We start from the raw sequence: 11,935 nt of genomic DNA, 5'->3' as shown, positions 1-11,935 counted from the left end.
ATTAAACATTAATAATTAGAACAATCAAAAATATAGACTATTATTTAATAATATATTAGAACAAAAAACCACCATTCGCTAATGGAACGTTTCCTTTAGAAGGGGTAATTTTTTATTTACTTACTAATAAGTAAGGAGCTGTTATGAAAATCATAAATTTAATTTATCATAGAATGTTTAATTTGATTATTATGATGTTACTTACTACCACATCAATTTCAGCATTTTCTTCTGGATATCACCCGATAACTATTGATAATAGAACAAATTATACAATCACTGTCTATGCACCATCTGTCTATGCTGTTTGCACATATCAACCAACAGAAGGCAATCCCGTGGTGATAACAGTAGGGCCGGGAAAAAAAGGGACTTTTACTTGGGAAGATAAAAATTCTCTCAACTGCTTTCATGCTGCAAAAATAACAGGATTTAAATTTATTACTCAAGATGAAAAACTACTATGGTCTGGTCGGATAGGAATGATAGAAGTCTCTCCTACTCTCATATCTGGGTATTATTGGACAGTTTTTTATTCTAAACAATATTGCCCTGCAAATCTGAGAGAAATAAGTGAAAAAACTGATGGAGCACCTCCGCCAGATTATATACGCGCGAATTTTAATTCAAAACCAATAACAATCCACTCTCTCAATGATACATATAATAATCAAACTGGTAATTTTAAGGATTCAGATCAAGGGTGGACTATTACTCTTCTTCAACCACCAGAAGGGACAAAACTTGAATATGCTGGAGATCCCAAACGATGGATATGCTGGTAATAATTAGGATAAATGAGCCTCTGCTACTTCAGAGGCTCTGAATATATCTTTATTTAGTATTATACTGAGCTTCCGCTTCGATAAAACGCCGCTGGATCGTCTTATTTGGTGTTTTACCCAATAGACTCACCACCACAATGGCAAGTAAAGATAAAATAAATCCGGGAATGATTTCGTACAGACCAAACCACTGAAACTTCATCCATACCAACACAGTCACTGCACCCACCAACATGCCTGCCAATGCGCCATCACGTGTCATGCGTTGCCAAATCACCGAAATCAGGATAACTGGGCCAAATGCTGCGCCAAAACCCGCCCAGGCATTACTGACTAAGGCCAGCACTTTATTATTTGGATTAGTCGCAATCACAATGGCAATAGCTGCGACCAACAGCACCATCATCCGTCCGACCCATACTAGTTCTTTCTGGCTGGCTTTCGTACGGATAAAGGCTTTATAAAAATCTTCGGTCAGTGCGCTGGAACACACCAACAGCTGACAACTCAGTGTACTCATGACCGCCGCCAAAACCGCGGACAGCAAAATGCCCGTGATCCACGGATTAAATAAAAGTATGCCCAGCTCCATGAAAATACGCTCATGGTTTTGTAATACCGGGCCAGCTTGATCTGTATGGAATGAGAAATACGCAATACCAAAGAAACCCACTGCTGACGTGCCCGCAAGGCATAACAACATCCACGTCATACTGATCCGGCGGGCTTTATGGATAGTCTGGTGAGAATCTGCCGCCATAAAACGAGCCAGAATATGCGGCTGACCAAAGTAACCTAATCCCCAGCCCAACAATGAGATGATTGCAACAAAATTCAGGTTCTTAAATATATTCATATAGACAGGATTTTTCGCCTCAATCATGGTAATGGCTTTCTCCACGCCGCCCACGTTGAGTAAAATCAACACAGGCACCAGGATCAAAGCAAAAATCATTAAGGTTGCTTGTACGGTATCAGTCCAGCTCACCGCCAAAAATCCACCGAGGAAAGTGTAGGCAATCGTAGCTAACGCCCCCAGCCAGATTGCGTGTTCGTAGCTGATGCCAAATGTGTTCTCAAACAACAAACCACCCGCTACAACGCCTGACGCACAGTAGATAGTAAAGAAAATCAGGATAACAACGGCAGAGATAATACGGAGAATTTTACTGCTATCATCAAAGCGGTTGGTGAAATAATCCGGCAAAGTCAGTGCATTATTATTGATTTCTGTATGAACACGTAATCGGCCTGCGATCCAGCGCCAGTTCAGATAGGCTCCCAGTAATAAGCCCAACGCGATCCAACCTTTTGATACACCGGATAAAAAAATTGCTCCCGGCAACCCCATAAATAACCAGCCACTCATACCAGATGCACCAGCAGATAGCGCAGTTACTACACTGCCTAAACGCCGTCCTCCCAAAATATAATCGTCAAAATTTTTGGTGGCACGGTAAGCCATGAAGCCTATCAGCAGCATCCCGGTCATATAGACAATGAAGGTAATTAGCATTGGTGAATTTACTGTCATGCAGATTCTTCTCCATAGTATTTTTTTGTAAATTCTGTTTATTCAGGCTGCCTTGTTGTTGGCTGTATGCAATTCAAAATTTATTGGATTTATCTGAGTGATATCTGAAGATTACGTGTAAAGGTAAGCAAAGATGGTAATTGAATCGGACAGGATAAGAAATGAGCCTCTGCTACTTCAGAGGCTCTGAATATATCTTTATTTAGTATTATATTGAGCTTCGGCTTCGATAAAACGCTGCTGGATCGTCTTATTTGGTGCTTTGCCCAACAAGCTCACCACCACAATGGCAAGCGAGGCCAGAATAAATCCGGGGATGATTTCGTATAGACCAAACCACTGAAACTTCATCCATACCAGTACAGTCACTGCACCCACCAGCATACCTGCCAATGCGCCATCACGTGTCATACGTTGCCAAATCACCGAAATCAGGATTACTGGGCCAAATGCTGCGCCAAAACCCGCCCAAGCATTACTGACTAAAGCCAGCACTTTATTATTTGGGTTAGTCGCAATCACAATGGCAATAGCTGCGACCAACAGCACCATCATCCGTCCGACCCATACCAGTTCTTTCTGACTGGCTTTCGTACGGATAAAGGCTTTATAAAAATCTTCTGTCAGAGCACTGGAACACACCAGCAACTGGCAGCTCAGTGTACTCATGACCGCCGCCAAAACCGCAGACAACAAAATACCCGTGATCCACGGATTAAATAAAAGTATGCCCAGCTCCATGAAAATACGCTCATGGTTTTGTAATACCGGGCCAGCCTGATCTGTATGGATTGAAAAATATGCAATACCAAAGAAACCCACCGCTGACGTACCCGCAAGACATAACAGCATCCACGTCATACTGATGCGGCGCGCTTTATGGATAGTCTGATGAGAATCTGCGGCCATAAAACGGGCCAGAATATGCGGCTGACCAAAGTAACCTAATCCCCAGCCCAACAATGAAATGATGGCCACAAAATTCAGGTTCTTAAATATATCCATATAGACAGGATTTTTCGCCTCAATAATGGTAATGGCCTTCTCCACGCCGCCCACGTTGAGTAAAATCAGCACAGGCACCAGAATCAAAGCAAAAATCATTAAGGTTGCTTGTACGGTATCAGTCCAGCTCACCGCCAAAAATCCACCGAGGAAAGTGTAGGCAATCGTAGCTAACGCCCCCAGCCAGATTGCGTGTTCGTAGCTGATGCCAAATGTGTTTTCAAACAACAAACCACCCGCTACAACGCCTGACGCACAATAGATAGTAAAGAAAATCAGGATAACAACGGCAGAGATAATACGGAGAATTTTACTGCTATCATCAAAGCGGTTGGTGAAATAATCCGGTAAAGTCAGCGCATTATTATTGATTTCTGTATGAACACGTAATCGGCCTGCGACCCAGCGCCAGTTCAGATAGGCTCCCAATAATAAGCCCAACGCTATCCAGATTTCTGATACACCGGATAAAAAAATTGCTCCCGGCAACCCCATTAATAACCAGCCACTCATATCAGAAGCGCCAGCAGATAGTGCTGTTACAACACTGCCTAATCGCCGGCCACCCAGAATATAGTCATCGAAATTCTTGGTGGCACGGTAAGCCATGAAGCCTATCAGCAGCATCCCGGCTATATAGACAATGAAGGTAATTAGCATTGGTGAATTTACTGTCATGCAGGTTCTTCTCCATAGTATTTTTTGCAAATCCTGTTTATTCAGACTACTTGATTTGCGTCAATGATGTGTTCTGTACTTATACCCGTCGTCTTTCAAACTGCCTCTTTGTTGGCTGCGCTCGCTCACCCCAGTCACATAGTTATCTATGCTCCCGGGGATGAACTCCCTTGCCGCCGCGATGCAGCTTGAAATTCATTGGGTATAGATTTCCCACTTCTTTCAGCGCAATATCTCTCTCAGGACAAGGTGTTCTGTTGTCAGGTTTTACCCATCTTGCTTTCAGACTGCCTTTTTCTGGCTGTATGCAACTCGAAGTTTATTGGGTAGACCAGAGTTGTACCTGAAGATTATTTCACCTGAAGGTGGCGTTGTTCCGGTATGTAATTTATATTTGTAATTATTTAAAAATCACTTTCTATCCTAAATTAGCTAAAACATTTTTAACAACTGATTAACGGCATTTTTTACAAGAAACGCTCGCCAAGTCACATTTATCACCCATAAAGTTGCACCTTCCATAAAAAACCCTATGTAGCCAAATAAAAATAAATGCTTATCTATCATGTAGATAATAGATTAATAATCATGAGCCACAAATTATATGTTCAAAATCAGATTGATTTCACAAATTCTGAATAATGGCTTTTAACAAAGTTGCACAAAGTTGCAACATGGAAGATATTGTTCCGTAACTTGATTAGTCTTCCTATTAAGGAGTGAGAATGGGTAGTACCACTATGGGCGTGAAGCTCGATGAAGCAACGCGCAATCGCATCAAAGCTGCTGCACAACGAATTGAACGCACACCACACTGGCTGATTAAGCAAGCCATTTTTAATTATCTCGAACGTCTTGAAAATGAGGAAAAGATCCCGGAAATATCAGCCGCTCAGGATAACAAAGAAGAAAAGATTTCCGAAGAAGAATCACCGATTGAAACCCGTTATCAGCCGTTTCTGGACTTTGCCGAGCACATTTTACCCCAATCGGTGAAACGTTCTGCAATTACTGCGGCATATCGGTTGCCTGAAACACAGGCAGTTCCAATGTTACTGCAACAAGCTCAATTACCAGAAGAACAATCCAAAGCGGCACATAAACTCGCATACTCTATTGCAGAGAAATTACGCCAGCAAAAACAGGGTATTGGGCGCGCCGGTCTGGTTCAGGGATTGCTACAGGAGTTTTCACTCTCTTCACAGGAAGGTGTCGCACTGATGTGCCTTGCCGAAGCCCTGTTACGCATTCCTGATAAAGCCACCCGCGATGCACTCATCCGCGATAAAATCAGTAACGGTAATTGGCACTCACATCTGGGGCAAAGCCCATCCATGTTCGTTAATGCCGCGACATGGGGTTTACTGTTTACCGGTAAATTAGTCTCTACTCATAACGAAGCCAAGTTATCCAAATCGCTAACCCGAATCATCGGCAAGAGCGGTGAACCGTTGGTGCGCAAAGGTGTAGATATGGCAATGCGTCTGATGGGAGAGCAATTCGTCACAGGCGAAACTATTGCTCAGGCCCTTGCCAACGCCCGCAAGCTGGAGGAAAAAGGCTTCCGCTATTCCTATGACATGCTTGGTGAAGCGGCATTGACCGAAGAGGATGCACAGGCTTATATGGTCTCTTACCAGCAGGCCATTCATGCGATTGGTAAGGCATCGAACGGTCGGGGCATTTATGAAGGGCCGGGTATTTCTATCAAACTTTCCGCCCTGCATCCCCGCTATAGCCGCGCCCAGTATGAACGCGTGATGACCGAACTCTACCCTCGCCTGCTTAGCCTGACTTTACAGGCCCGCCAGTATGATATCGGTATCAATATTGATGCAGAAGAAGCGGATAGGCTGGAAATTTCCCTCGATTTGCTGGAAAAACTCTGCTTTGAACCACAACTGGAAGGCTGGAACGGAATTGGTTTTGTTATTCAGGCCTACCAGAAACGCTGTCCTTTCGTTATTGACAGCATTATCGATTTAGCCCAGCGCAGCCGCCACAGACTGATGATCCGTCTGGTAAAAGGGGCTTATTGGGATAGTGAGATCAAGCGTGCCCAGATTGACGGTCTGGAAGGCTATCCGGTTTATACCCGCAAAGTGTATACCGATGTTTCTTACATTGCCTGCGCCCGTAAGTTGCTATCTGTGCCTAATATTATTTACCCTCAGTTTGCAACTCATAACGCCCATACTCTGTCTGCCATTTACCATATCGCAGGGCAGAATTATTATCCGGGGCAGTATGAATTCCAGTGTCTGCACGGAATGGGAGAACCGCTTTATGAACAAGTGGTCGGTAAAATTGCGGATGGCAAGCTGAATCGTCCGTGTCGAATCTATGCACCGGTCGGAACCCATGAAACTTTACTGGCCTATCTGGTTCGACGCCTGTTGGAAAATGGGGCGAATACCTCATTCGTTAACCGTATCGCTGATACCAACCTACCGATAGATGAATTGGTTGCCGATCCGGTAAAAGTGGTTCATGAACTGGCTAAATCTGAAGGGCAAATCGGCCTGCCTCATCCGAAAATTCCATTACCAATTGACTTATATGGTAAAAATCGTGTCAATTCATCAGGATTAGACCTTTCCAGTGAACACCGTTTGGCTTCTCTTTCCAGCGCATTGTTGAGTTCTTCCATGGAAATATGGAACAGCGAACCGTTATTGGGTGGTAACTATACTCATACTGAGGAATTACCGGTTGCCAATCCGGTCAAGAACCCGGCCAACTCTTCTGATATCGTCGGTTATGTGCGTGAAACCACGGAACAGGAAGTCAGACACGCACTGGAAGTCGCCACCAATGCTGAAACCATCTGGTTTGCCACACCACCGTCAGAGCGTGCAGCTATTTTGGTACGCGCGGCGGAATTAATGGAAGATAACCTGCAATACCTACTCGGCATTCTGGTTCGTGAAGCAGGTAAAACGTTCAACAATGCCATTTCAGAAGTTCGTGAAGCGGTGGATTTCCTTTACTATTACGCCGCTCAAGTGCGTCAGGATTTCGCCAACGATACCCATCGCCCGCTTGGGCCTGTGGTCTGTATCAGCCCGTGGAACTTCCCTCTGGCTATTTTCACCGGTCAGATCGCCGCTGCATTAGCGGCTGGTAACAGCGTTCTGGCAAAACCAGCAGAACAGACACCACTGATTGCAGCGGTCGCCGTTAAAATGCTGCATCAGGCAGGCATTCCGCGCGAAGTGCTACAATTATTGCCGGGGCAAGGGGAAACTGTCGGTTCTATGCTGGTAGGCGATGAGCGTGTGCGTGGCGTGATGTTCACCGGCTCCACCGAAGTTGCCAGCCTGTTACAGCGTAATATCGCCGGACGTCTTGATGCTCAGGGCCGCCCGACGCCATTGATCGCAGAAACAGGCGGAATGAATGCGATGATTGTCGATTCCTCCGCCCTGACTGAGCAGGTTGTCACTGATGTGGTTGCCTCTGCTTTTGACAGTGCGGGTCAGCGCTGCTCTGCCCTGCGTATTCTGTGTATACAGGATGATGTTGCAGACAGAACACTCACCATGTTGAAAGGCGCAATGGCAGAATGCCGGATGGGGAATCCTGAGCACCTGTTCACCGATATCGGCCCGGTGATCGATGCGGAAGCAAAAGCGAATATCGAGCGCCATATTCAGACTATGCGTACTAAGGGCAGAACCGTTTATCAGGCGACACATGAAAACGCGGCAGACAGTCAGGAATGGCCACAGGGAATGTTCGTCAAACCTACCCTTATTGAGCTGGAAAGTTTTGATGAGCTGAAAAAAGAAATTTTCGGCCCGGTTCTGCACGTTGTCCGTTTCAAGCGGGACGAGTTAGATCAACTGCTTGACCAGATTAACGCTTCCGGCTATGGGTTAACATTAGGCGTTCACACCCGTATTGATGAAACCATCTCTCAGGTCACTGGTAAGGCAAAAGTCGGTAATTTATATGTTAACCGTAATATGGTCGGTGCCGTTGTTGGTGTTCAGCCATTCGGTGGTGAAGGATTATCCGGCACCGGGCCTAAAGCCGGTGGGCCGCTCTATCTTTATCGCCTGTTGTCTCAACGCCCTGTCAATGCTGCAACTCAGACATTAGCGCGTCAGGATGAGGAATATCCGCTGGATGCCACCATTCGCACTGCCCTGCACTCTCCTTTCAACAAACTGGCTGAATGGGCTACATCAAATAACCACTCGGAACTGAGCCACATCATTCAGGAATACGCTTTACTGGCTCAGGGCGGGACAACGCGCTTACTACCGGGACCAACGGGCGAACGCAATACCTACACCCTGTTGCCGCGCGGTCAGGTTCTCTGTCTTGCAGATAATGAGCAGGATACTCTGATTCAGTTAGCCGCAGTGCTTTCGGTTGGTTGTCAGGCGGTCTGGGAAAAGGATGAGCTTCACCAGCAGTTACTGAAACAGTTACCAAAAGAAGTTCGTCACGCCATTTATTTAGTGAGTGACTGGCAGAATGAAGACACAGTTATGGAAGCGGTTATTTATCACGGTGATTGCGATCAGTTACGGCAGGTATGTGAAACTGTTGCACAACGTAAAGGGCCGATTGTTTCAGTGCAGGGTTTTGTCCGGGGCGAAACTAATCTGTTGCTGGAGCGCCTGCTGCATGAACGTTCATTGAGTGTTAACACCGCAGCGGCAGGAGGAAATGCCAGCTTAATGACCATCGGTTAAAAAAGCGGAATTAAAAAAATAGATTAGACAATTTATTTATAATCATTTGATTAAATCAAATGATTAAAATATCCCGCTTAGTTCTATTTGGTTATATATTTATAACTAAATAGACATATAAAACATGATTTATTAAAAATAAAGGGGAATGCACTATTTGTACATTCCCCTCTAAAACTGACCAAATTGTTCAGCCAAACAGACGCTATGTTTTTGCCGAATTAATCAATGCCCGTTCTGTTGCCAGCTCAGATATTGTTCGTATTTACGCAGCGCGATATTGTAATTACTGAAAGCAGATTCGGACAGCTTCTCACTCAATTTTTCCTGAATTTTTTCTGGTGTAAACTCTTCTTCAGGATAATTGTCTGAGGTCAGTAACTCATCCAATCTGCGCAGACGAACCACGTATTCACGCACTGTGCTGTGGCTCATCTCGGTTTGTTCAAACAGATACTGTTTAAATGACATAATGTCGAAATAATCAGTCTGGCTATTGCAATAAATTTCACTACAGAAGCGGCACAGCGCTACAAATTTACCCTGTAACTCATTCCATGTTTTGTCATCAACCAATTCGGTCATCTCGGAAATTGCTTCTTTATTGATAACCTGACCGTTAAAAACAAGGGAAATACGGTCAAGAGTCTTATGACAATGCAAACAATGAGTCTGACTATGTTTATAGTCCTTAATATAACGGCTAAGAGGCCGTTTCTTTTGTGTTGTAACAGACATAAGAGATAAAGCCCTGTGTGTAGTCTTAACAAAAAACAAATAAGCAAAAAGTTACTTCTCTGGATTCAAACGCGCCCGCAGCCTTTTTATTGCCTGGCTGTGGAGCTGACTCACGCGAGATTCCCCCACATTAAGCACCGCGCCAATCTCTTTAAGATTCAGTTCTTCCTGATAGTACAGCGTCAGAACCATTTTTTCCCTTTCAGGTAACGACTCAATAACATCGATAACCCGCTGACGGAGATCACCTTCCAATAACTGTTGGAGAGGATTTGTCTCATGCTCTTCCTCAATCACTGGCTCACAGCTTTCGCCGTAAATTTCGTGCCATTCGTCATAAGAAAATAGCTGACTGTTATTGGTTTCTAACAGTATTTGCCGATATTCTATCAGATTAATCTTTAATTCTTTAGCAACTTCCTGCTCACTGGCTGGACGGCCTAACTCTTGCTCAAGTTTACGGATGGTTTGCGTGACTTCCCGTGCATTGCGTCGCACACTGCGTGGCGCCCAATCACGGCTCCTCAACTCATCCAACATTGCACCTCTGATGCGCTGCACTGCATAAGTGGTAAACGCCGTTCCCTGTAGGGAATCGTAACGCTCCACTGCATTCAGCAACCCTATGCCACCGGCCTGAAGCAGGTCATCAAGCTCGACACTGGCAGGCAACCTCACCTGTAGCCTCAGTGCTTCATGGCGAACCAGTGGTACATAGCGCTTCCAGAGGCTATTTTTGTCCATCACGCCTTCGGCGGTATACAAATCGCTCACAACAACAGACACCTTTGGATAAGAGACTGGATACCATTATCCAATCCCCTAACGGGTACAATCGTTTGAACAATGAAGTAAAAGCGCTTCTTTTTCACCTATGCGAAATTTTTTGTTGTCCGCCTTGTATCGCAAGTTTCAGGCTGTCCCTGACAATACCCGTCGTCTTTCACGTTGTCTCTTTGTTGGCTTCGCTCACTCACCCCAGTCGCATAGTCTATCTATGCTCAGGGGCTCGCTCCCTTGCCGCCGCGATACAACGCGAAATACTTAGGGTATTCCCTTTAAATAGCACCTAAAAAATAAGGATCGGCAAGCCGATCCTTATCATATAAGCAGGAGCTATGCAGGTTGCCCTGCATAAGCCCTTAGCTGGGTAATAAAAATTAACGCAGCAGAGACAGAACGGTCTGTGGAACCTGGTTCGCCTGAGCCAGAACAGAAGTACCAGCTTGTTGCAGGATCTGGCCACGGCTCATGTTAGAAACTTCAACCGCGTAGTCAGCGTCTTCGATACGGCTACGAGCAGCGCTCAGGTTGTTAACAGTGTTGTTCAGGTTGTTAACAGTGGATTCCAGGCGGTTTTGAACTGCACCCAGTGAGCTGCGCAGGCTGTCTACTTGAGACAGAGCTTCGTCTAATTTAGCCAATGGTTTTTCTGTAGCTGGTGTTCCTGCTTTTTTTGCTGTTTCAAGAGCTTCTTGATCTGTTTCAAGAGTTTTTTGTGCTGTGGCTTTTTTACCAGCATCCTTTTCTTCTGCTACCGCCTTTTCAGACGCTTTTACTTTTTCTTCAGCTTTTTTTACATTTTCCTCTTGTTCAGGTGTTTGTTTCAATGCAACGCTAAAGTCATTCAGTTTTAATTCTTTGCTGTCAATTTTTTTCAAATCAATTTTGATAGTTTCGCCATCGTTAGCACCAACCTGAATATTCAGAGTAGTATCTTTGCTTAATACTTTTACACCATTAAACTGAGTTTGTTCAGAAATACGATCAATTTCACTCAGGCGCTGAGTCACTTCTTCCTGAATGGATTTCAGGTCACTTGAAGAGTTAGTACCGTTTGTAGCCTGAACACTCAGTTCACGGATACGTTGCAGGTTGTTATTGATTTCGTTCAGAGAACCTTCGGTAGTCTGAGCAATGGAGATACCGTCGTTTGCGTTACGTGAAGCCTGAGTCAGACCTTTAACGTTAGCAGTGAAACGGTTAGCAATCGCTTGACCAGCAGCATCATCCTTCGCGCTGTTAATACGTAAACCAGAGGACAGACGCTCAATAGCAGAACCTAAAGTACCCTGAGATTTGGTCAGGTTGTTTTGAGCCAGCAGAGATGAATAGTTAGTATTGATTACTGATGCCATAGTAGAGTTCCTTTTTAAAATCAAGTCGATATAATTAGTCTGAGCCTGTTTGCTCACGGTGTTCATCACCGCCAACAGTTTTATCGGCTACTTAAAAAGAACCTTTAATATTTCTTGAAAAAAGTTTTTCATTTTTTTCTTACTCCTTGTATCTCCTATGGATTTCAAGTTACATCGTGGCTGCAAAGAAACGAATTTGCCAAGCCAAAGGCTGGCCTACGGTGAAGAAAAGCAGGAGTCTTTCATTAATCTCTAAATAGCTTTTCAAAATGATAGGCGAATCAAAGAAACTCAGTCCTATTTTTGCGAACTTTTTAATCGCAAAACCAAAAAAACACAAAAAGGAAGGAC

Annotated in this window: 8 protein-coding genes; 2 read left to right on the top strand and 6 right to left on the bottom strand. The window is 44.6% G+C overall.

What is annotated here, in order from left to right; genetic code table 11:
• Positions 1–143 precede the first annotated feature (143 nt).
• Entirely contained in the window at positions 144–785 is a 642-nt protein-coding gene (locus tag Xsto_RS16645) for a hypothetical protein (RefSeq protein ID WP_099108232.1), read from the top strand.
• Positions 786–834: 49 nt separating this feature from the next.
• On the opposite strand, the gene putP (Xsto_RS16640) is transcribed toward Xsto_RS16645, so the two are convergent.
• A complete protein-coding gene (putP, locus tag Xsto_RS16640; RefSeq protein ID WP_099125805.1) occupies positions 835–2,319 on the bottom strand; it encodes a sodium/proline symporter PutP in 1,485 nt (494 codons plus the stop codon).
• Positions 2,320–2,517: 198 nt separating this feature from the next.
• Positions 2,518–4,002, bottom strand: coding sequence for a sodium/proline symporter PutP (putP, locus tag Xsto_RS16635; RefSeq protein WP_099125804.1), 1,485 nt, complete (start codon positions 4,000–4,002; stop codon positions 2,518–2,520).
• Positions 4,003–4,727: 725 nt separating this feature from the next.
• On the opposite strand from putP (Xsto_RS16635), the gene putA reads away from it, so the two are divergent.
• The gene (gene putA / locus Xsto_RS16630; protein ID WP_099125803.1) at positions 4,728–8,708 is read left to right on the top strand and encodes a trifunctional transcriptional regulator/proline dehydrogenase/L-glutamate gamma-semialdehyde dehydrogenase; all 3,981 of its coding nucleotides are present in this window, start codon (positions 4,728–4,730) and stop codon (positions 8,706–8,708) included.
• 225 nt (positions 8,709–8,933) lie between these two features.
• Here the strand turns inward: putA and fliZ are convergent, their stop codons facing one another.
• From fliZ to Xsto_RS22010, 4 genes are all read right to left on the bottom strand, one after another.
• Positions 8,934–9,446, bottom strand: a complete 513-nt coding sequence (gene fliZ / locus Xsto_RS16625) for a flagella biosynthesis regulatory protein FliZ (protein WP_086956345.1) — start codon at positions 9,444–9,446, stop codon at positions 8,934–8,936.
• 51 nt (positions 9,447–9,497) lie between these two features.
• The gene (locus Xsto_RS16620) at positions 9,498–10,220 is read right to left on the bottom strand and encodes an RNA polymerase sigma factor FliA (protein ID WP_099108236.1); all 723 of its coding nucleotides are present in this window, start codon (positions 10,218–10,220) and stop codon (positions 9,498–9,500) included.
• Positions 10,221–10,606: 386 nt separating this feature from the next.
• The gene (locus Xsto_RS16615) at positions 10,607–11,584 is read right to left on the bottom strand and encodes a flagellin N-terminal helical domain-containing protein (RefSeq protein ID WP_099125802.1); all 978 of its coding nucleotides are present in this window, start codon (positions 11,582–11,584) and stop codon (positions 10,607–10,609) included.
• Between the two features lie 169 nt (positions 11,585–11,753).
• Positions 11,754–11,935, bottom strand: a 182-nt coding sequence (locus Xsto_RS22010; protein WP_211284337.1) for a hypothetical protein, incomplete at its 5' end; no start/stop codon positions are given.

It is taken from the genome of Xenorhabdus stockiae, assembly GCF_002632825.1.
Taxonomy (GTDB): Bacteria; Pseudomonadota; Gammaproteobacteria; order Enterobacterales; family Enterobacteriaceae; genus Xenorhabdus; species Xenorhabdus stockiae.
This window is presented reverse-complemented; position numbering and strand designations above follow the sequence as displayed.

What these genes read in the sequence shown, in the direction of transcription:
- Xsto_RS16645 (WP_099108232.1), top strand. Translation starts at nt 144, where the DNA reads ATGAAAATCATAAATTTAATTTATCATAGAATGTTTAATTTGATTATT.
- putP (WP_099125805.1), bottom strand. Translation starts at nt 2,319, where the DNA reads ATGACAGTAAATTCACCAATGCTAATTACCTTCATTGTCTATATGACC.
- putP (WP_099125804.1), bottom strand. Translation starts at nt 4,002, where the DNA reads ATGACAGTAAATTCACCAATGCTAATTACCTTCATTGTCTATATAGCC.
- putA (WP_099125803.1), top strand. Translation starts at nt 4,728, where the DNA reads ATGGGTAGTACCACTATGGGCGTGAAGCTCGATGAAGCAACGCGCAAT.
- fliZ (WP_086956345.1), bottom strand. Translation starts at nt 9,446, where the DNA reads ATGTCTGTTACAACACAAAAGAAACGGCCTCTTAGCCGTTATATTAAG.
- Xsto_RS16615 (WP_099125802.1), bottom strand. Translation starts at nt 11,584, where the DNA reads ATGGCATCAGTAATCAATACTAACTATTCATCTCTGCTGGCTCAAAAC.